Below are 22,148 nucleotides of genomic sequence, written 5' to 3'. Positions count from 1 at the left end.
TGGCATATACTTTTTATCACACACAAATATTAAGCCTGATCTGCAATCAAAATCGGGCTCTAAGTAACCAAATCTGGGGAGATTGGGATAATGGCTGGAACTTCACAAACTGCGCATTGGTCTTCGCGCTGGACATTTATTATGGCAGCCGTCGGCAGCGCCGTTGGTCTTGGGAACATATGGAAGTTCCCGTATGAAGCCGGTCAAGGCGGTGGCGGCGCATTTGTGCTTATATATCTTTTCTTTGTCTTCGTCATTGGTACGCCTGTTCTTGTCGCCGAGTTGTCGCTTGGACGGCGCGGGCAAAAATCACCAATCGGCTCTATGGCCAAGATTGCAAAAGAAGAAGGCCGTAGTCCGTTATGGAGTTTAATCGGTTGGTCCGGTGTCCTGGGCGCCGTGATCGTTCTTAGCTTCTACTCTGTCATTGGTGGATGGACCCTGTCTTATATGTTTGATGCCTTCGCAGGCACATTCTCAGGTATGGATGCAGCCGCAGCTGGTGCTCATTTTGGCGGACTGCTTACCAACGAGTATGCTGTTATTGGCTGGCATGCAGCCTTTATGGGTCTAACAATGTTCATTGTTGCACGCGGTGTTGAAGGTGGCCTTGAGAAAGCCGTAACCTATCTGATGCCAGCACTTTTCGCGCTTCTGATTGGGCTTGCTATTTATTCAAGTATCGCTGGCGACCTGGCTGCGACAGTAGATTTTCTATTCAAGCCTGATTTCTCAAAACTGACTTTTGATGTGATGCTACAAGCGCTCGGTCAATCATTCTTCTCATTGTCGTTGGCACTTGGCTCTATTATGACATACGGCGCATACATGACACGTGATGTAAACATCGGAAAATCTGCAGTAATTATCGCAAGTGCAGATACAGGTGTAGCTATCATGGCTGGTATGATGATCTTTCCTATCGTATTTGCATACGGCCTTGTTCCTGGCCAAGGCCCAGGGCTTATCTTTGCAACACTACCTATCGCATTCGGACAAATGAGCGGCGGCGCGTTTATTGGCGGTGCCTTCTTCTTCCTGTTGGTTGTTGCTGCCATCACAAGCTCAATCTCACTACTTGAGCCTTCAGTATCCTATATTACTGAAAAAACAGGCGCTAACAGACGCAAAGTCGCTTTAATGATTGGCGGTTTTATCTTTACTATGGGCATTCTATCAGGCCTGAGCCAGGGTGATAATCCTGTTGCAGATATCAGTATTTTTGGTCGTAGCATTCTGGATGCGAAAGACTTCCTGACCAACAATATCATGATGCCAATTGGCGGCATGTTCTCTGCTATATTTGTTGGCTGGTTTGTTAGCCGCAAAAACATGATGGAAGAGCTGGCTATGGAAGATGGTACATTCCGTATCTGGTACTTCCTTGTACGCTTTATTTGCCCGGTCGCAATTGGTGCCGTGTTCGTGTCTATTATCTACAATACGGTTACTGGCTAAAATCAGCGCGAAAAAAAAGGGGCGTGCTGTTGCATGCCCCTTTTTCTATTGAACCGTTTATCTAATCTATGTTCACCCAGCGCTTGCTATTTCCTTAATGCGCTCAACCATGGAAAACACACCATTTGCCCGCATAGGTGACAAATGGGCAGAAAGACCAAGCTGGTCAAGAACGCCGCGTGCATCAATTGCCAAAATTTCCTTAGCCGTTTTGCCAGAAAATAAAACGATCATTAATGCAACAAGGCCTTTAACAATGTGTGCATCACTATCACCTCTAAAGTGAATGATACCATCTGCATCAACGGTGGGTATAAGCCAAACCTGACTTTGACAGCCCCGGACTTTAAAAGCATCTGTCATTTCTTCTGCAGCCAGCGGCAGCAACTGTTTGCCTAAGTCTATGATGGTCCGATAACGATCTTCCCAATCATCCAGAAATTCAAAAGTCTCGATAATTTCAACGATTGTTGTATTTTCAAGCGACATCGATTACTCCATAACGAGAGATGAAAAGAGCAAAGCCTTGACAAATTCAGCATTTGCTCGACTGTCTAAAGTATCAGGCTCAAAATGCAATCATCATTTGATGAGGATACAAGAGCATCGCAACAAGGAAGCACTTATGTCGGAAGATAACAACGTATATCCAAAGCCAAGCTATGCCTGGTATACTGTTGCCTTGCTACTATTAATATATACGTTTTCATTTATCGACAGACAAATTCTCAGCCTTCTAGGACCTGCGATTAAAGCTGATTTTGGCATTTCAGATACTGAGTTCGGATTACTTGTCGGGTTTGCCTTTGCTGTCTTTTATACATTCATTGGGTTATTTTGCGCGCGCATTGCTGATAGCCGCAGTCGCATAGGTCTAATTGCCATAGGGCTTTTTCTCTGGAGCCTCGCAACCGCTGCATCTTCACTTGCAAAAAACTTCGTCCAGCTTTTCGTACTGCGCATGGGTGTGGGCATCGGTGAAGCCACACTTGGGCCTTCTGCAAATTCCATCATTGCCGACAGCTTTCCCAAACAAAAATTATCAACTGCCCTATCCGTTTACGCCATGGGTATTCCTGTTGGTTCAGCGCTGGCTTTCATCATTGGCGGGTCAATTATTCCAATTGCCAACCAAATGCCTGATATTGCTTTCTGGAGTTTCAATATCGCAAGCGGCTGGCAGAAGGCATTATTGCTGGTCGGAGCACCAGGGTTGCTCCTAACGCTATTTGTTTTAACACTGAAAGAACCCGCCCGACAAGGTCAAGTGGCAGGTCAAGCTGCGATACCGATAAAAGAAGTTTTTGCTTTTTTCAAAAGCAAATATAAAGCCTACACAGCAATTTGCTTTGGTGTTTCGATGAATGCGGCCTTTGGTTTTGGCAGTGTCGTTTTTCTCGCGTTTTTCTTCAGCCGTTATCACGGCCTCAGTGGCTCTGAGGTTGGTCTGATATTCGGATCCATTTCCATCATCACCGGGCCTTTGGGTCTTTTGTTTGGTGGTTATATCGCTGACAAATGGTTTAAAGCCGGGAAAAAAGACGCCCATATTCGCGCGCTGATGATGGCCCCTATTGGTTTCGCCATTCCTTCAATTGCAATTGTGTTTGTTTCCGACACGACACTGGCTTGGGTTTTACTCGGGATCAGCAACTTTTTTGTCAACAGCCCATCCGGCGTTGCCTACGCCAGTCTTCAAATCATTACGCCTAACCAAATGCGCGGGCAAATCATCTCGATCTATATCATGTCTACAAGCCTTATCGGATACGGCGGTGGTCCGTTTGCTATAGGCTTTATGTCAGATTATGTGTTTAGCGGCGAAAGTGCCCTTCGTTATTCTTATCTAACGGTGGCTCTTATCACCATACCACTTGGTATTCTGACATTCTTATGGGGACGCAAAGCATATATGCGTGCTGTCGATCAAGAAAACGCACGAGAATTAGAAGCTCAGAACGCATAAAAAAAGGCGGGCCAGAAGGCGCCCGCCATAGCTCTTTCTCATATCCGGGAGGAAGGGAAAGATAGTCTCTGTAAATTTTAGTCTTCTAGTGCTCTGAGCTCGCGCTCTAAGCGAAAGCGTTTGCTTGTCATGTATGCTTCCATTTCACTAGTGCGACGTTCGATATCACGAAACCGACGGCGAAGCTCAGCTGCTGTATAATCAGGTGACTTGCGGGTTTGTTTCCAGAACTCTTCTTCTTGTTCGTCTTCATAAAGGTCAACTGGTGCAGGATCGAGCATGAACCCCAAAATGAAGTAACCAACAAATATGAAGAAGCTGAGCGGCGTAAAGAAACCAATTACAGTCAGCACACGCACGGGAGTTGTAGAGATGCCGAGGTAATCGGCGATACCGGCACACACACCCATAAATTTTCCATCAACAGGATTTTTATAAAGGCGGGTTGGGCTTTTCTTAAAACTTGTCATTGTGCCTGCTCCTCCAGTCTGGAACTTCGTCATCCATAATACGTTCCATTGTACGTATACGGTCTTCAAGGCGGTCCGCTGTTGACCTTAGGTCACCCAGTGACGCTTCATCTTCAGGGGTGATACCCTTCATTTGTTTCCATTTGGTCACATAGTGAAAAATGATCCACAACGGGGCGACAACAACCGTTAGTAATATTGGTATAACATCCATCTTCTTAGCCCTTAATTCTTTGGGTTCTTCTTGTTGGCGCGCCCAGGGTCACATGGGCGCGCATTATCACTATTTAGAAGCGGTCTTAGCTTTAGCTTTGGCTGCTGCTTTTTTATTATCGTTGGCCGTGCCAGTCGCTTTCGCTTTCAACTGCTCCAGCTCTTTTTCGATGGAGTCGTCCACTTCAAGGTTAGTGATTTCTTCGGCAAGTGTTTCTGTCTTGCCAAGGTTCATGGCTTCAGCTTCACCTTCAAGGCGATCAAGGCGCGCATCCACTTTATCAAATCGGTCAAAAGCATCCTGAATACGATTATCATTCAGGTTTTTACGCAGGCGCACAGTATTGGAAACCGTATTATGTCTTGCCTGCAATGAGGCCTTTTTCGCACGTGCTTCACGCAACTTCGCTTCAAGCTTTACGACGTCATCTTCATTGCGCTTAAGCGCTTCATCAAGGTGAGCGGCTTCCTCAATCATATGTGCTGCCATGTCGGCAACCTTGGCTTTTTCAACCAACGCGCCTTTGGCCAAGTCATCACGACCTTTAGATATCGCCAGTTCGGCTTTCTTTTCCCAATCAGACTGTGCTTTTTCAAGTTTGCCAATCCGGCGAGTTATATCTTTTTGATCTGCGATTGTTTTTGCAGCGCTTGAGCGCACTTCAACAAGGGTATCTTCCATTTCCTGAATAACCATACGGATAATTTTTTCAGGATCCTCGGCTTTGTCCAAAATGGAATTGATATTCGAATTTACGATGTCTGATAGGCGGGAGAAAATACCCATTATTATGTTCCTTTCTTATAATCCTCGCTCGTGCCTCGGGCTTCTATGAGCCATTTTTTGGCAGTTCCGTGGGCGACCTTCTTGAGTTTTGTTAACTTCTTTTGTGATCGCTTATTATTAGTGTTGTCGTTTATTTGCTGTCGATCCTGGGCCGGTTGGACTAGTGCCGGTTATTACGGCTACGACGACGCTCCCGTCGCATCGTGCTAGGCATACGCCCATCAGCACAGCGTGTTACACCAAGGCCTGAAAAAATACCTGGTACATTCATCAGCGTATCGCTTGATAAAACATGTAAGCTCGCAATTTGTGATAACTGGTTCATGTCGTGTCCTCTAGTCCTGTTTTGCTGTCGTATTAACCACCTCTTAGCGGGTGGATATCCATAACATTGCAGAAGGTGTGCCAGTTTTTTAAAATTATTTAACTAATTGAAATATAAAGATAATTATTTTTAATATATTCTTTTTCTTTCTTTATCTAAATTTAAACTACCAATAGTTAGTAATTTTTACTATATATTGGCAATGAATTATCAATCAGAACAAATCGTCGGCACTTCACCAGCGTTTCTGGATTTGATGGACAAGGTTAGCCGCGCAGCACCGCTTGATCGCCCTATCCTCGTGATCGGCGAACGTGGTACCGGCAAAGAGCTAATCGCTGCCCGCCTCCACTATCTATCGCGGCGCTGGGATAATAACTTTCAAAAAATGAACTGCGCTGCGCTTACCCCAACACTGCTGGAAAGCGAGTTGTTTGGTTATGAGCAAGGTGCCTTTACCGGCGCCAAAGGGCGCCGTGCAGGGCGCTTTGAAGCCGCCGACAAAGGTAGCTTGTTTCTGGACGAGATTGGCACAATGAGTATGGCCGCGCAGGAAAAATTGTTGCGGGTTATAGAATACGGTGAGTTTGAACGCGTGGGCGGCACGGAAACCATCTATGTTGATACGAGAGTAATAGGCGCCACAAACATTGATCTGCCATCTGCTGCTGATGCAGGACAATTCAGGCATGATTTACTTGATCGCTTGGCTTTTGATGTCATTACCGTGCCGCCACTGCGCCACAGGCCTGAAGATATTATGCTGCTTGCCAACCATTTTGGTCTGGCAATGGCGCGTGAATTAGAATGGCTACAATTCCCGGGCTTCTCCGATTTGGCAACAGAGCAATTACTGGATCACGCTTGGCCCGGCAATATCCGTGAACTCAAGAATGTCATCGAACGCGCCATATACTGCGCATGGGACGGCGAACAAGCCGTTTGCGGGCTTGTGTTTGATCCATTTGAAAGCCCTTTCCGGCCGAAACCGGCTGCCTTACGTCAGTACTATACAGAAGAGCAAACCGGTACAGGCAAAGATGCTGATTATGAAGAAGATAGCCTGCCAGATACACCGATTAATTTCAAAGTTGCTTTGGCGGAACACGAAAAACGATTGCTAAAGCACGCGCTGGAACAAAACCGATATAACCAGCGCGCAGCCGCAAAATGGCTTCACATAACTTATGATCAATTGCGACATGCTTTGAAAAAACATAACCTCTTGGGTTCGTGACTTGCCTATAGACAGTCAGCTGTTCATAGTGTGGGAATGGTTGAACATATATTTGTGAAAAAACGGCAACACCGCAGGTCAGGTAACCTGCTGAACACCAAGAACGCGATCCGGCTTATTGTCGCAAGCTTATTAACACTTGGTGGCTTTTTATATTTTGTAGGCGACCCAACAACTGGCTTGTGCGAAGGAGGCTGTGAAAGTCAACACAGTCTCACAGCTTGGGTTTTCGGCTTTTTCATTGTCTTTGCCAGCATCATCGCACTAGCAAGCTGCATTGGTGCAATATTTGGTTTTATACGCTGGCAGCGTAGTAAAAACACCCGGTCATTTTCGTCGCTGATGGACGAAAGCGAATAAATACCAAACAATATAAGTTAGCTTAATTATTACTCAGCCGGCTGTGGCTTGCCTTTCCGTGCGCCAGGCTTCCAGCCTGCTTCAGTATCTTTACCACCACCTGATAGTGCAGCCGCCAAAATACCCTTTGGTTTTATTTCTGTGACACCCTTCTCAATGATCTTATCACCAACAGAGCGACACAGTACGAGAACGATTAACAGGTTATAGAACACATCAAATAGTGCGATGTTCACAGTCAACGACCCCATGGCATAACCCAGTAACGCCAATTGAATCATAGTACTCATATCCGCGAGCCATATTGTTTCTTCATACCGCCGAAATCTTTTTGCATTCGTGGCGCCAGAGTACCAACCCGTAAACAAAATAGTAAGAAACAAAAGTAACCCTACATACCCATGCTCACCCAGCACTTCAAAATAGCTTGAATGCGGTGCACGTTGTATATAGCCAGGCGGCATATATTTAGGCCCAAGGTAACGAATATAAAACACATCAAAACCACCGCCCTCAATGGGGTGATCACTAGCCACATTAGTCGCATACTTCCACATGGAAACACGCCCCATGAAACTGTTATCGTCGGTGGCCTCCTCTGTTGATTCCATTCGGTTTTTCCAGCTATCCGGCATGAAATTAAACGCGCCAAATGCCAAAGGTACAGCGATAATCAAAATAGTGAACTTATGTTTTGACTTGAGGAGAAACATAAACAAAACAGCAGCAATAGCCGCAAAGCCACCGCGCGACTGCGTACCAAGAACCGCTAAAATTACCAAAAATACTGTCGCAAACATGGGCCATTTAAGCCACTTATGCGGCGGATGCATTGCCAAATAAACAGTCAACGGGAATGTCATTGCCATCGCCATAGCAAGCTGGTTGTTATCCCCCATCATACCGCCTGCACCCTGCACGCGTGCACCTCCTCCTGTGACGGCAGTAAAAACTCCCCCTTTAATGCCAATAAATAGTAAAGACGCCATCATCACATAATAATATGCCTTCAAGCGATTAGGTGTTTTCATGATCATGGCAGTCAGAATTGTAAAAGCGATCGTTTTTGAAAACTCTATGAGCTTTGGCTTACCCACCTCAAATTCAAATGCAGCCCCTGATGTCACCAAGGTCCACGTAAAATATATCAGAATAGCAAAAATGATGGGATGCGCCGGCAGGCTTTTTTCATCTTTCGAAATGACGACACCAAGAGCTGTTAGCCCGCCAACACTGACAAGAAACGGAAACGTTGCAGCAAACCCGTATGTATAGGATTGCGGAGACATAAAAGACACCCAGTTCCAAACCAACACACCAATTTGCGGTTTGAAAACCATTATTGGCATCCAAATAAAGATCAACAAGGCGACGAGAGCGCTTTTCATGCTTTAATCCTACAGTCTCACTTCCATCATTGTGCCAATTTAAAGGGCATTCTGCAAGCCTGCCGCTTGACATAACAGTTATCCATCATAGCATGGCGCGCAAAGGAGATCATGTCATGCGCTTTATTCGCAACATTCTATCACTAACAATATTCGCGTTGTCATATGCGTTTACAGCAAATGCCATACAAACAGGAAACTCTGCCTCAGACCTCAACCTACAAACGGCAGACATGATTATCTGGGGCGGCACAATATATACCGCAGAAGATTCGACCCCAACGGCCGAGGCCATCGCCATCGCGAATGACCGCATTATTTATGTTGGAAATCGCGCAGATGCGGGAGCCTTGGCATCCAACACAACAGAAATTATTGATTTAAACGGCGCCACATTATATCCAGGGTTTGTTGATGCGCATGCACACTTGTCAGGCATAGGCGCACGTGAACTTACCCTTAATCTTGAAGGCTTAAACTCACTTACAGCAGTAAAAGATGCTCTGCGTGCCTATAGCACGGAAAATGATCTGGCTGTTATTGTCGGGCGTGGATGGATTGAAACGCACTGGCCAGAGGGTCGCTTCCCTTCACGCTGGGATCTCGATGAAATTGTTGCTGACCGCCCCGTCATCTTAACCCGTGCTGATGGTCACGCTGCTGTTGTTAATACTGCAGCATTGACAGCCGCAAATATTGACGGTGAAACGCCGATACCTTTTGGTGGTGACATTATAAAAAATGCACTGGGTGAGCCGACAGGCTTACTAATCGACCTAGCACAAGGCTTGGTGAGCAACCTCATTCCAGCCCCTACACCTGAAGACATTCGCCAACAACTCACGGTTGGGGCAGATATATATGCGCAATATGGCTGGACAGGTTTGCATAACATGTCTGTCAGCTGGACAGAAGTTGAGATGCTGGAAGCTTTATCTGACGAAAACACTGTCGGCATTCGCGTATACAATTCAATTAACAGGGCTGACGCCGATACACTGCTCACGACAGGTGCACGTACAAACACCAACGGTCGCGCTGTAACCCGTGCCATAAAACTATATATGGACGGCGCTCTAGGATCCAGAGGTGCTGCTCTAATAGAACCATACTCAGACGCAAACACGCTAGGACTTATGCTCTCGAAAGAAGAGGAAGTAGCTCCCATACTGGAAGACGCACTCAGGCGCGGTATTCAGATGAATGTTCACGCTATTGGTGATCGCGGCAACCGTGAACTATTGAACTGGTTTGAAAAGGCATTTAATGCCGTCCCACCTACGGAGCGGGCTGTGTCAGTACCGCGCTGGCGCGATGAACACACACAAATTCTTCACCTTGACGATATACCGCGTTATCAAACGCTGGGCGTTATCCCATCAATGCAACCTTCGCACGCGATTGGTGATTTGCACTTCGCGCCTGACCGTTTAGGTGACACTCGATTAGACGGCGCCTACGCTTGGACAACTCTCTTAGAAACGGGTGTTATCATTGCTGGTGGTTCAGATGCACCTGTTGAACGCGGCGATCCATTAATTGAATTTTACGCAGCCACGGCCCGACGCGATTTGAACGGTTTTCAAGGTGAAAATTGGCGTGCACGTGAAGCTTTAACGCGCGCAGAAGCCTTAAAAATGTTCACACTGTGGCCAGCGATTGCATCTTTTGCAGAAGATGAAATTGGTTCGATTGCTGTTGGCAAAAAAGCAGACTTTACCGCATTTACCATCAATCTGATGACCGCTATTGAGACAGACATTCCGAAAGGAAAAGCTGTACTAACAATTGTAGACGGCAGGGTTTTGCATAACAGTTTGTAGTTTAGCGTCCAAAAAGGCCTCTGCATTGCAGAGGCCTTTCCGTATATCTTTTAAGATGGCAGATACTTAATCTGCGTTCGCATTACCTTCAAACTTATTAAACCATCCCAAGATGTTTCCAATTTTCTGGATAAGGTTACTCGGCTTACCTGCAATCAAATGACTTGCCCCGGGCACAGTCACAAGTGCCGTTGGCACGCCTTCAAGCTTCAAAGCCTTGTAATATTGTTCAGCTTCCGAAGTTGGCGTCCGGAAATCCTCAAGACCAGATATCACCATTGTTGGTGTCGTTACATTTCCAACCAGTGATAATGGTGAACGCTGCCAGTAATGCTCAGGCATGTTCCATGGCATATCGGCAAACCAGTATTTTGTCGTCATTGCACTAATGTCTGCAGTTAGAACAAAACTTGACCAGTTAATAACCGGCTTTGCCACCACAGCCGCACGGAATCTGTTGGTTTTACCAACAATCCATGCCGTTAACACACCGCCGCCAGAACCACCCGTTACATACAGCTGATCTGCATCAACGGAGCCTTGTGCAATAGTTGCATCCACCAAATCCATCATGTCATCATAATCCTGTGACGGATAATTTTGATGAATGAGGTTAGAAAAGTCTGCACCGTAAGATGTGCTGCCACGCGGATTTGTATATAACACCATATACCCCTGTGCCGCCATCAGCTGAACTTCTGTACTATAGCCTGGACCATAGGCCGAGTGCGGACCGCCGTGAATTTCAAGTATCAGCGGATACTGCTTCGACGGATCAAAGTCCGCAGGCTTTACAATCCAACCTTCAACCTCAATACCATCAACACTTGAGCTCGTGACGATGCGCTCCGCTATCGACATCTTGCGCTGTCCCAAAACATCACTGTTAAGATCTGTCAGTGTTTTAACACTGCCAATTCGATCAATAATGGCAAGGTCCGCTGGTCGGTCAGAACGATTTTGTGTAAATACAATACGACCATCCGGAACCGCCCGGTATGTACCGCTGGTATATGGCCGCCCCATTACTGTACCCCCAAGAGCATCTGTAATAATCCGGCCATTGCCTGCCAAGTTGGTAAATGCCGCAACCTTTTTGCCTGAACGGTCGTAAGAATAATAAAGGCCGGTGCCTTCAGCATTCCATTGAATATTACTGACATTACGGTCTAAGCCTTGAGTCAAATTGCGCACGCCGGTACCGTCCATGTTCATCACATACACATCGCCGTTCTGCTGGGACAGGCCATTTTCGTCATTACCGGTATAAGCAATCAGATCACCATTTGGCGACACAACTGGAGAGCGGTCAGGGCCAACACGGTTAGTTAACTGCGTGTAGGTACCGCTTTCAATAGCAACCGTGTATATTTCGCTTTCACGCGGATTACGCTCCCAGTTATCACTTCGGTTTGCTGATATTAAAATGGAAGACGAGTCTGGCGTCCACGCAATCGCACCACCATGATTAAAATCACCGCTGGTTACCTGACGCGGTGTGCCACCATCTGCCGGCACTACAAATACATGGGTATATCCTGGTGCCACATAACCAGCTCCATCGCGGCGATAAACCATCTGATCAGTTGATTTGACATTACCTGCCCATTTGGCGCCTTTCGGCTTAGCAGGCAAACTAAACAAAGATAATCCTTCGGATGGTACAAACATTGTGAACGCAATGGAGGCACCATCTGGCGACCAGCTAATATTACCCGGTGTGCGCGAGATATCTGTTACACGTGCGGTGTCGCCGCCTTCCAACCACCTAACATAGATTTGCGTATTGCCTTCAGCAGTGGATAGATAAGCAAGGCGTTTACCGTCAGCCGAAAAGCGCGGCATGCGGTATTGTGATTTCCCGGATAGAATTGGTCGGTGATGACCGCCCGCCAAATCAACAGCCCAAATATTTGAACGCACACTATCTGTCATGACATCCATTGAGCGCCGTTCGTAATATACTGAAAGTCCATCAGGTGAAATCTGTGGCCCGGTCGCATATTCAAGATCAAAAACATCACTATACTGAAGCCCACCCTGCACAGGTGTAGGCGTTGCAGCAGAAACCTCAGGCATTACAGCACTGCATACGAGGCCACAGGCCAAAAACAATGACTTGCCGCTCATCTTATTTCCCATCAACTTCATCAATCCACTCCCCAAATCAATAGTTACACTTATATTCCAGCCCAAAACGAAACACCGTCATCTCGGTAAGTGTTTTAATAATACTCAAACCTAACAGCACATAACTCAATTGGAAAGCCACCCGAAAATAAATCCCTATAGGGTTTGTTTACGATTAACCTTTATCGTTATTGTTTGATTTAAGCCTCAAGCAAGCAGCAAAGGGCTAAAATAAAGGCTATTGGGGGTGGCATGGCATCATTGATGGATGAGATAAAAAAAGAACGCGAACGGTTCGTTGCGTTTGCTTTTGCTGCCGCTGAAATTTTTCTGGAGATTGATGGTCAGGACCAGATTGTTTTCGAGGGTGGCGCTGCAGAGCGACTTTGCAATGATACGGCAAAAGGTACCCTGATCGGCACCCCGATAACAGACATCATAAACGCGGATGATGTTGAAGTATTTCTCGCACTGAAAAGCCACCTCGTGCACAAAGGTCGTTTAGGGCCAATACCACTTCGGTTCAAAAGTGAAACAGGCGGCAATATAACACTACGCCTGTTTGCACTCCACATGCCGGGAGCGCATAGCCGTACATTCATTGCACTTCGCTCTGCGCCCCTTGGTGCACGAGGCAACGAACACCGTGAAAGCAGTGAGACAGGCTTAATACCAAAAGACACTTTCCTGAAACTGGCAAGTTCAACAATGACTGAAAATCCCACAAACAACAGCCTTTATATTACGGCGGTTGAAGTTGATGGGCTGGATGATGCCAAGAAAAAGCACGGCCCCAAATTTGCTGAGCGCTTTATTCGTCGTTTGGCAGCGCATCTGAAGACAATCTCAATCGATGGTGAGATGGCCGGTCAAATTGATGGAAAACACTTTGCGTTTCTCCACCGTGCACAAACCGATGGTCAGCGCATTAAACAAAGCCTCGAAGAACTGGATCAAGATGCAGCAATAAAAGCATCCGTCGCCACACTATCATCTGACACCACCGACCTCTCCGAAGAGGAAACTTTACGCACACTCTCTTATGTTCTGAACCAATTCTGTGAAAACACAAGCGATGTGTCGTTTGACAACCTTTCATCGGCTTATGAAACAATGGCTAGCGAAGCACAACAGCGCGTAACCAGTATCAGGTCTATGATTGAAAGTGCCTCGTTCAACATCGCATTTCAACCTGTCATTAGTCTAATGGATGGTACCATCCATCATCATGAAGTTCTCAGCCGCTTCAACGATAAAATGGCTGAAAACAAACCTCTCGAAGTCATTAAATTTGCCGAGAATGTTGGCATGATCGAGGAGTTTGATATTACGCTTTGCAAAAAAGCGATTGATTACATCCGTAAAATGAAGCGCCTTGGTGATCCGGTGTCACTTGCCATCAATGTATCTGGTCGAACGCTTGATAGTGATCGTTTCAGAGATACGTTTTTGGCAGTCTTAAGCGGCGCAAAAGATATTGCGCGATCTCTTCTTATAGAGCTGACCGAAACAAGCACCATTCAAAACATGGAGAAAGCTGAAGCTGCCCTAAATGACTTAAAGGCAATGCACTATAGAATTGCTCTTGATGATTTCGGCGCAGGCGCTTCAGGGTATCAATACTTGCGTGCATTCAATGTAGATTTTGTCAAAATTGACGGCACTTATATCCGTAGTATGGGGCAGCCAAACTATAATCCAACCTTTCTTCTATCCATCGTACGTTTGTGTAATGACCTCAATATAAAAACTATTGGCGAGCATGTCGAAAATCAATTTCAAGCCGATTTGTTAAAATCACTAGGCGTTCATTTCGGACAAGGGTATCACTTCGGTAAACCTGAATTTTCACCCAAAGCATAATTGATATACATGCTTTGTAGACCAGCTGAGATGGATCAACCTGATGCAAACAACAAACGCCCTTATTGGTATGGTTTTGGGTGCAGTGCTTTGGGGTTTTGGCCGATGGCGAGAAAAGCGGCACCAAGTCGGGAAGGTCGCGTTAATCCCCCCCTTCTATATTCAGTTTACAGGGTTGCTTATATTTTTGGCTTTTTCGGCGGACTTTATCGCAGCTTACACAGGGGCTACATGGACATCACCGTTCAGGAGATAGCTATCAATGCGCTGACTTGATTAAAGCAACCGACTAACACTTAAGCAGACCGCTCCGGTGCACTGATCTCAAACAGGCGCCACCCGCGGGCAGCATATGTTTTTGCCCACATCGCGCTCTTGAAGAAACGGCGTTTGCCGCTTTTACCCCGACCAATATAGAAACCATCAGGATGCTTGAACACATTCTTCACAACCTCTTTGCTTTCCTCAAGATATTCGTCTTTCAAGCTGCTGCTCGCACCCACACGGTGCTTATGCATTGGCTTCATACGCTCCCGCGGTTTGCGCGTTTGCTTAAATTTCCATGCCCGCCACCAAACGATGGTGAAAACCAGGATAAACGCAAATGTTATTGTGACGATACCGACGATAGAAGCAACGTTCACTTCGTCCTCAAGGTCAAGACGGTCAACGGTTTCACCGAAAGCCTGATTGACAGTTAAAGAGCTATCGCCTGACAACTCGCCTTCATTATCAAAGCTGTAGATCAACCCATCCGAGCGGTTAAGCCCTGACAGAATACCATTGCCGCCGTACACTGTGACATAACCATTGGAAGCCACGGTTACACCGTAAAGTGTATCGCCGCTGCATTTCACTTTCAGGTCAATAATATTGGTGCGCTGCGCAAACACCTGGTAATCGGTTAGGCGTGTACAACGATACCGGAACAACCGCACCACAGCTTGCAGACGAACCGCAATGGTCGCTTCAGGTGCTGCGCGGTTGATACCACTATATACATCAAGGGCCAGTTGGCGCGGGTCATCCGTATCCACAAGACTTTGAGCATGCACCGGCGCCAGCGCCGCAATACTCAAAACAACCGCTAATACAAAGGAATGTAACGCTTTCATATCTTGTTCACCAACAATAACCCCCGCCGCCATTGAAGTTTATCTGCGGTAAATATGCAAGTCTCTAATAAAACTAGCGAATGAAATTTAACGATAATCAGGCAATAAAAAAGCGGAACCGCAATTTGGGGGAGAGGGGGCGGTCCCGCTTTGACACAGTCATATCATGGGAGCTAATTTGCTGCATCTACCCTTCGAAGATACACCCTGATTTATTAAGAACAGGTAAAAATCAGCGCTAAAATAGGCGTTTTTACCGTTTTTTCGCTCATTTTGAGCACTTTTTGTGCTGTTTTCAGAAAATAACAATGCGTTTTCAGCGGCAAACATCCTGTTTTGCGAAGTCATTATGAAAGCGGCATATGTTTTCAAAGAACAACAGCGATATCTGAATTTTACCGAACATGAACAGCAAAACGAACAACGCAAAAACTGACAAAGCAAAACTGGCAAAGTAAAACTGGCGTGGAAATTTCACGCGGGCACCAAATCAGACTTTGATACCAAAACAGGAAATGCCATCCAGAAAGCAAAACAGGCGCAGACAGAAACGGGGGATGATTTTCAATATCCGCTTTGAGCAAATTTTCCTCGCTGCGCTCCCGACCACATTAACGAAATGGGATGAAGCGGCAAGAGGCGAGGAGGCGAGGAGGCGAGACAGAACGAAACGAACGCACCCAAACCGAAACTCAGGCGCGCATAATTTGCAAGCATGCGTAATATCATTGGCGCATTTTTAATGCTGCGTTCTTTTTAAGTATCGCGCATTTTAAGTGCCGCGATAAACGCACTGTGCGGAATTTCAACTTTTCCGTACATCCGCATTTTGGCTTTACCCTTTTTCTGCTTCTCCAGCAGTTTTTTCTTCCGGGTCACATCGCCGCCGTAACATTTCGCGGTTACGTCCTTGCGCATCGCAGAAATCGTTTCGCGGCCAATAATTTTGCCGCCAATCGCTGCCTGGATCGGAATTTTAAACAATTGCCGCGGGATAAGGTCTTTCAGGCGCGCGCACAGCGCCCGGCCCCGGCTTTCAGCCTGAGAGCGGTGCACCAGCATCGACAGCGCATCAACAGGTTCCGCGTTCACCAGAATAGACATTTTCACCAAATCAGACTGTTCGTAACCACTAATCTCATAGTCAAAGCTGGCATAGCCACGGCTCACAGATTTCAAGCGGTCGTAAAAGTCATACACCACCTCATTCAGCGGCAGCTTATATTTCAGCATGGCACGCGTGCCAGCATAGGTCAGGTCTTCCTGAATGCCGCGCTTGTCCTCACACAGTTTCAGCACCACACCCAAATAATCGTCAGGCACCAAAATGGTCGCGTCAATCCACGGCTCTTTAATATGGTCGATATAAACCACATCAGGCAGGTCAGCGGGGTTGTGCATTTCCAGCACATCACCATTATTCATGTTGATTTCGTATATCACGCTGGGGCTGGTGGTAATCAGCTCAATATCAAACTCGCGGTTGATCCGCTCCTGAATAATTTCCAGATGCAGCATGCCAAGGAACCCGCAGCGGTAGCCGAACCCAAGCGCGGTTGAGCTTTCGGTTTCAAACTCAAAGCTGGCATCATTCAGTCGCAGTTTCGCGAGCGCCTCGCGCAGTTGCTCAAACTCGCTTGTGTCGGCAGGGAACAGGCCGCAAAACACAACAGACCGGCTCGGCTTAAAACCTTCCAGCGCTTCGGCGCACGGCTTTTTCACGTCCGTAATGGTGTCACCCACGTGGGTGTCTGCCACTTCCTTGATCGATGCGGTAATGAAGCCAACCTCACCGGGTCCGAGGGACGGCACAACAACACCCTTGGGTGTAAACACACCCACGCGTTCCACGTTGTGCTCACTGCCGGCGGCCATCATTTTAATGTTCTGGCCCTTCTTTATGGTGCCATCAATCACCCGCACCAGAACCATCACACCCAGATAGCTGTCATACCAGCTGTCCACCAGCATGGCTTTTAAGGGCGCGTCCGGGTTACCCGTGGGCGCAGGCAGGCGCTGCACCACAGCCTCAAGCACATCATCAATGCCAATGCCAGACTTGGCAGAGCATTCAATGGCGTCCGAAGCGTCTAGCCCAATCACATCTTCGATTTGCTGACGCACACGCTCTGGCTCGGCGGCGGGCAGGTCAATTTTGTTCAGCACAGGCACAATATCATGGTCGTTTTCAATTGCCTGATACACGTTCGCCAGCGTTTGCGCCTCAACCCCCTGGCTTGCATCCACCACCAGCAGGGAGCCTTCGCATGCGCTCAGGCAGCGGCTCACTTCGTAGGCAAAGTCAACGTGGCCGGGCGTGTCCATCAGGTTGAGCACATAATCTTCGCCGTCCTTGGCCTTATATTCAAGCCGTACGGTCTGCGCCTTAATGGTGATGCCGCGCTCGCGCTCAATGTCCATGCTGTCCAGCACCTGTGCCTGCATTTCGCGGTCAGACAGCGCACCGGTGTGCTGAATCATACGATCAGCAAGCGTAGACTTGCCGTGATCAATGTGTGCAACAATTGAAAAATTGCGGATATTTTTTTGGTCAACCATGAGCGGCTATGTACAGCCAAATGAAAGGGTGAGCAAGAGGAAGGTGAAGGCACAAAATTAATCGAAGATTCTTCACCAAATATTGACAGGCAAAGCCCACAAACTTAATGTAATTTCTACTAAAAGCTTCATCCTTGCATCTGTGAGTATCAATTGAGCGAAGAAAAAAAATACGAGATTAGCATAGACCCTAGAATCCTAGAGTTATTAGGGCCAAGTCTCTATACGAATATATACTACATATTAGCTGAACTAATTGCCAACGCTTATGACGCTAATGCTAGCAACGTCTATGTAATTCAGGATGACGATAGCATAGTAGTTGAAGATGATGGATCTGGGATGTCCTACGAGGAAGGCGATGTTAACAAGTATTTAAATGTGGCCCAAGAAACTCGCGTCGACCCAGACGATGCATACGTTAAGGGTAGCAAAAACAGTCGGAAAAAAATGGGCCGGAAAGGCGTTGGTAAATTAGCAGCTTTATCGGTATCTAAAAACGTAGAAATTCATACTATAAAAAATGGAGAGAAATCCGGATTCATTCTCTCTCGTCATGTGAACGAAAATCATCTATTGGAACCAATTCCTGACGAGAGAGTTGAATTCAGACAAATAACTCAAAACGGTACTGCCGTTGTAATGCGAGAACCCCAATACGACTTGCATAAGCGCTCTGACACAATCGCCAACAACCTGTTGAAGCTATTCCCATTGGTAGACGAAAGTTTTCGCATCCATATCCACTTGGGAAAGCAAAAACCAAAAATCGTCGACTCTTTCGAAAAGCAGATTATCAAGGATCTAGGTGGCCTAATAACCTTAGGAACCCAGTTTGAATATTTGATCGAACACTTTAACAGCCAACTCAAAAATAGATCCGCGGTTGAAGATCAACTTCTGAAAAAGAATGAAGCACACATAATACCAATCAATATGAATGACCGTGAGGGAAACAAGCAATCCCATAATCTCACAATAGAAGGCTGGATAGGCGTCTATAGATCTTCGCGGGGCAGAAAAGCTGATAAGAAAGATTTTCCCGACAACTTCCTCTCTCTAATGTCTAACAAAAAACTTGGCGAGTTCAACATACTGGACACTGTTGGCAAAAACGCGTTGGCCGAAGTCTATGTAGTCGGTCAGTTGCATATTGATTTACTTGAAGAAACCACATTGCCCGACATCGCTCTTAGCAATCGACAAGGATATAAAACTGACGATATACGTTATCAGAAAGTTACGGACTATGTGCGTGATGACTTATTGCCAAAAATTATAGCACTTAGAACAAAATATGCGAGCTTATTCAAAGCGCAGAAGGACGAAGACAAGAATCAAAAGGCAGCTGCTCGTGAAGCATTACTTCGACAGAAGGTCGACACATTCAAAGACAAAGCTTCAAGCTCCGCCGTAAAAAAAATAGCTGAAAGCCTTACTGACAACATTCATTTTGATTCTGAAACTGCGCAAAGTGCTATTAAGCAAGCCATAAACACCAACATGCCGGACTTAGGGATCAAAAGCGCAATCGACGATGCCAAACGTAAGATTTTACTAAGTCATACTAGCAAAGATAAAGCGGCGGCCGACTTTATCTATCATTTGCTTCTTCATAACAATGTTCCTGCATCCCACATAATATATACAAGCAGCGATAATGAAGAATCTCGTATTCCTGAAACTATTCCTGGAACTGACATATTCGAGTACCTGAGAAAATTCTTCGTTGAGAGTTACTCAACCCAAAAAATCCACGTCATTTATGTTACGAGCGAGGATATGGCAGAAAGTTGGGCAGCAGTTTCAGAAGTTGGCGCAGGATGGATTACTCAACAAAACCACGACATCATCAATGTTAACAGCTTCACACCCAAGAAACCTCTGGATGTTTCAGCGGTATGGGCGAGCCTGAATCAAGATAAATCGCAGATTCAAATTGAAGCTTTGGAAGCAGACATCATAGCCGCTAAAATCATTAAAATATGTAAGTATTTAGAATACACAACAAAAACAAAAGATCAGATTTTAGATGAAATAAAACGAATAGCTGACATTACCTAATATGTTGATTAAGGCTTTTGCCTATCACTTTCCCTAGAGTGACTGGAACAGCGTTACCAATCATCTTGCCTACTGATGTCATGTGTATTTTTCCTGAAGGTGGCACAAACTTGTAGCTTTTCGGGAATGTCTGTAGCATGGCAGCCTCTCGCAATGAAATGGCTCGGTTTTGCTCAGGATGACCAAACCTACCGTTGCCATATCCAAAACACTGTGTCGTCATTGTAGGACTCGGTTCGTCCCACTTCATTCGCGCATAAACACCACTGTATGTTCTACCACTTTTTTTACGATGACAAGGCGCACGCAAACCTTCAGGCCAGTCCATCCAAGTTCCACCCGGTTTAGACTGTTTTATACGTTCCAAATTTTTCTCGGACAATCCTGCTGAAACATGCAGAGAATCAACACTATGTCGCTGACCAGCCTCAATAGCAGGTAATGAGCCGATTGTTTGCTGAACAGTTTTATATTCTTCAGGCTTACGATTAGGTTTCATAAGTGTAATTGGGCCAAGTTTTGAAGCTAATAAAACGTGTCTTTTCCGAACCTGAGGCATGCCATAATCAGGACAATAAACCCGTTGCGCCCAGACATGATACCCCAAGCTTTCTAAGTCTAAGACGAAATCGTGGTACACTTCGTGTTTCGTCACGTCTGGCACATTTTCCATTGTTACCAGTTCAGGGTTTACTTCACGAATTAACCGAGAGAAGGCGTATAATAGGGGCCATTTCTTGTCTTCTTTAGCAACTCGTCCTTGTGAGTAAGTTGAGAAAGGCTGACAAGGTGCACAACCAGCCAAAAGCTTAATATGCCCCTTGGGAAAGAGTGCCAAAACCTCTTCACCAGTCAATAACGCAACGTCTTTATTGAAAAACCGTGCACCTATGTTATTTTTTTCGTAGGCATATCGACACACTTCCTCAATATCAAAACCTGCAACAACATTGACTTTAGATTTGATTAGGCCGTGCGTTAGCCCACCAGCCCCACAAAACAAATCAATAGCAGCTATTTTTGACACTAGATGCTGTTCCCATACTTCACATCAGTTACCGAGTTCTACTCGATTCTATATCCGCGCAAGTAATTGAGCAATCATAGAGTTGAGGAAATACACTTGAAAGTTTGCCCGCAACTCCCTCCTTGCGCTTGGCCTTCAACCATGGCAAGCGGTTTGGCGTATGAATTTTGCAGACACTAATAGCGGATACGGGGACTTATATGTCGATTAGAAGCGTGTTTTTTTGGGCTCATCTTTCGGCTGGTGTTGTGGCAGGGCTGGTTATCCTCACCATGTCAGCAACAGGGGTGCTCCTCACCTATGAGCGGCAGCTTGTTGCCAGCGCCGAAAAAGACGTTTTCCGGATTGATCCCACCACCCGCATCAGCGTGGATGAGATGGCGACTATCGCCGCCGGTGTACACCCATCAGCCGAACTTTCCATCCCTGATGACCGCGCCGCGCCTGTGCGGTTTTACGTGGGGCGGGACAAGCACCTGATGAACCCCTCAAATGGCCGCATCCTGCGCAATGTGGAAACCAAGACCGAGCGTTTCATGGATGATATGGTGCGCTTCCACCGCTGGTTTTCCCTCACCGGTGATAGCCGTGCCACCGGCAAGGCAATAACCGGTGCTGCAAACCTACTGTTTATCTTCCTTGCCCTATCAGGCGCATACCTGTGGTTGCCGCCCGTGATGCGCTGGTCTGCAACAAAGGTGCGGCTGGTGTTCCGGCGCAGCTACGCAACCGGCCATGCGCGGGATTACAACTGGCACCATGTGTTCAGTGTGTGGATGCTGATCCCGATCATCGTGATGGCAACCACCGCCACGGTGTTTAATTACCGCTGGGCAAACGAGCTGGTGTACGCCGCTTACGGCGAAGACGTGCCACAGCGCGGGCGCGGCGGCAGCACTGTTGAAGCCCCTGCCCCTGCGGCAGACGCAGCGCTGGGCCTAACGCTGCAAGCACGGTTTGACGCCATGGCCGCCGCCTATCCCGGCTGGCAAACCATTTCGCTGGACGCAGACAGCCTGCGCGCCCTGCCCACCGCGTTCGGCGTGGATATGGGCAACGGCGCACAGCACCACAAGCGGTTCACGGCAACCGTGCAACCGGACGGCAGTATCACCGACCAGAACCGCCCGTTTGACGCACGCACACCGGGCGGCAAAGCGCGCATCACCATCCGGTTCTTGCATACGGGCGAAGTGCTGGGGTGGTTTGGCCAAACGCTGGCCGGCCTCGGCTCACTCGCCGGTATGTTCCTTGTGTGGACCGGCCTTGCGCTGAGTTACCGCCGCCTGATCCGGCCGCTATTTAACAAGAACAAAGCAGGCGATAAGGCGTAAGCGATAGCCGCTTAGCCTTATGAACCCTC

The 22,148-nt window shown here is 46.9% G+C and carries 18 protein-coding genes; 8 read left to right on the top strand and 10 right to left on the bottom strand.

Going from position 1 to position 22,148, the window contains the following annotated elements; translation table 11 throughout:
• The first annotated feature begins 87 nt into the window (after window positions 1–87).
• Window positions 88–1,458, top strand: a complete 1,371-nt coding sequence (locus OEU88_RS03620; protein ID WP_394805223.1) for a sodium-dependent transporter — start codon at window positions 88–90, stop codon at window positions 1,456–1,458.
• 72 nt (window positions 1,459–1,530) lie between these two features.
• Here the strand turns inward: OEU88_RS03620 and OEU88_RS03615 are convergent, their stop codons facing one another.
• Window positions 1,531–1,947: a SufE family protein gene (locus tag OEU88_RS03615; RefSeq protein WP_262693739.1), complete on the bottom strand. Its 417-nt coding sequence runs from the start codon at window positions 1,945–1,947 to the stop codon at window positions 1,531–1,533.
• Between the two features lie 136 nt (window positions 1,948–2,083).
• On the opposite strand from OEU88_RS03615, the gene OEU88_RS03610 reads away from it, so the two are divergent.
• A complete protein-coding gene (locus tag OEU88_RS03610; RefSeq protein ID WP_262693738.1) occupies window positions 2,084–3,424 on the top strand; it encodes a spinster family MFS transporter in 1,341 nt (446 codons plus the stop codon).
• A 77-nt stretch (window positions 3,425–3,501) separates the two neighbouring features.
• Here OEU88_RS03610 and pspC read toward each other — a convergent pair whose 3' ends face one another.
• From pspC to OEU88_RS03590, 4 genes are all read right to left on the bottom strand, one after another.
• Window positions 3,502–3,894: an envelope stress response membrane protein PspC gene (gene pspC / locus OEU88_RS03605; protein WP_262693737.1), complete on the bottom strand. Its 393-nt coding sequence runs from the start codon at window positions 3,892–3,894 to the stop codon at window positions 3,502–3,504.
• Entirely contained in the window at window positions 3,881–4,108 is a 228-nt protein-coding gene (pspB, locus tag OEU88_RS03600) for an envelope stress response membrane protein PspB (RefSeq protein ID WP_262693736.1), read from the bottom strand. Before pspB ends, pspC begins: the two co-directional genes overlap by 14 nt.
• Window positions 4,109–4,177: 69 nt before the next feature.
• On the bottom strand, window positions 4,178–4,894 hold the full coding sequence (pspA, locus tag OEU88_RS03595; RefSeq protein ID WP_262693735.1) for a phage shock protein PspA: 717 nt from the start codon (window positions 4,892–4,894) through the stop codon (window positions 4,178–4,180).
• Between the two features lie 160 nt (window positions 4,895–5,054).
• Window positions 5,055–5,219 carry a hypothetical protein gene (locus OEU88_RS03590; protein ID WP_262693734.1) on the bottom strand — a complete coding sequence of 55 codons (165 nt, stop codon included), beginning with the start codon at window positions 5,217–5,219 and terminating at the stop codon, window positions 5,055–5,057.
• 202 nt (window positions 5,220–5,421) lie between these two features.
• Here OEU88_RS03590 and pspF point away from each other — a divergent pair, with 202 nt between their 5' ends.
• Window positions 5,422–6,456 carry a phage shock protein operon transcriptional activator gene (gene pspF / locus OEU88_RS03585; RefSeq protein WP_262693733.1) on the top strand — a complete coding sequence of 345 codons (1,035 nt, stop codon included), beginning with the start codon at window positions 5,422–5,424 and terminating at the stop codon, window positions 6,454–6,456.
• Between the two features lie 36 nt (window positions 6,457–6,492).
• On the top strand, window positions 6,493–6,816 hold the full coding sequence (locus OEU88_RS03580; protein ID WP_262693732.1) for a hypothetical protein: 324 nt from the start codon (window positions 6,493–6,495) through the stop codon (window positions 6,814–6,816).
• Between the two features lie 29 nt (window positions 6,817–6,845).
• Here OEU88_RS03580 and OEU88_RS03575 read toward each other — a convergent pair whose 3' ends face one another.
• A complete protein-coding gene (locus tag OEU88_RS03575; protein WP_262693731.1) occupies window positions 6,846–8,204 on the bottom strand; it encodes a putative O-glycosylation ligase, exosortase A system-associated in 1,359 nt (452 codons plus the stop codon).
• Window positions 8,205–8,320: 116 nt separating this feature from the next.
• Here OEU88_RS03575 and OEU88_RS03570 point away from each other — a divergent pair, with 116 nt between their 5' ends.
• On the top strand, window positions 8,321–10,027 hold the full coding sequence (locus OEU88_RS03570) for an amidohydrolase (RefSeq protein WP_262693730.1): 1,707 nt from the start codon (window positions 8,321–8,323) through the stop codon (window positions 10,025–10,027).
• A gap of 66 nt (window positions 10,028–10,093) precedes the next feature.
• On the opposite strand, the gene OEU88_RS03565 is transcribed toward OEU88_RS03570, so the two are convergent.
• Window positions 10,094–12,157: a S9 family peptidase gene (locus OEU88_RS03565; protein WP_262693729.1), complete on the bottom strand. Its 2,064-nt coding sequence runs from the start codon at window positions 12,155–12,157 to the stop codon at window positions 10,094–10,096.
• Between the two features lie 252 nt (window positions 12,158–12,409).
• Here OEU88_RS03565 and OEU88_RS03560 point away from each other — a divergent pair, with 252 nt between their 5' ends.
• Window positions 12,410–14,020, top strand: a complete 1,611-nt coding sequence (locus tag OEU88_RS03560) for an EAL domain-containing protein (RefSeq protein WP_262693728.1) — start codon at window positions 12,410–12,412, stop codon at window positions 14,018–14,020.
• Between the two features lie 296 nt (window positions 14,021–14,316).
• Here OEU88_RS03560 and OEU88_RS03555 read toward each other — a convergent pair whose 3' ends face one another.
• Both OEU88_RS03555 and lepA read right to left on the bottom strand, forming a co-directional pair.
• The gene (locus tag OEU88_RS03555; protein ID WP_262693727.1) at window positions 14,317–15,135 is read right to left on the bottom strand and encodes a hypothetical protein; all 819 of its coding nucleotides are present in this window, start codon (window positions 15,133–15,135) and stop codon (window positions 14,317–14,319) included.
• A gap of 756 nt (window positions 15,136–15,891) precedes the next feature.
• Entirely contained in the window at window positions 15,892–17,694 is a 1,803-nt protein-coding gene (gene lepA, locus OEU88_RS03550; protein ID WP_262693726.1) for a translation elongation factor 4, read from the bottom strand.
• Window positions 17,695–17,847: 153 nt separating this feature from the next.
• Between lepA and OEU88_RS03545 the strand changes: the two genes are divergently transcribed.
• A complete protein-coding gene (locus tag OEU88_RS03545; protein ID WP_262693725.1) occupies window positions 17,848–19,758 on the top strand; it encodes an ATP-binding protein in 1,911 nt (636 codons plus the stop codon).
• On the opposite strand, the gene OEU88_RS03540 is transcribed toward OEU88_RS03545, so the two are convergent.
• Window positions 19,751–20,785, bottom strand: coding sequence for a DNA cytosine methyltransferase (locus OEU88_RS03540; RefSeq protein ID WP_262693724.1), 1,035 nt, complete (start codon window positions 20,783–20,785; stop codon window positions 19,751–19,753). The two genes, OEU88_RS03545 and OEU88_RS03540, sit on opposite strands and share 8 nt — an antisense overlap.
• A 200-nt stretch (window positions 20,786–20,985) precedes the next feature.
• Here OEU88_RS03540 and OEU88_RS03535 point away from each other — a divergent pair, with 200 nt between their 5' ends.
• On the top strand, window positions 20,986–22,119 hold the full coding sequence (locus OEU88_RS03535; RefSeq protein WP_262693723.1) for a PepSY-associated TM helix domain-containing protein: 1,134 nt from the start codon (window positions 20,986–20,988) through the stop codon (window positions 22,117–22,119).
• The last annotated feature ends 29 nt before the right edge of the window (window positions 22,120–22,148 follow it).

Source organism: Kordiimonas aquimaris (genome assembly GCF_025574485.1).
Taxonomy (GTDB): Bacteria; Pseudomonadota; Alphaproteobacteria; order Sphingomonadales; family Kordiimonadaceae; genus Kordiimonas; species Kordiimonas aquimaris.
Note: the sequence above shows the minus strand (reverse complement) of the source record. Positions and strands in the feature narration are given on the sequence as shown.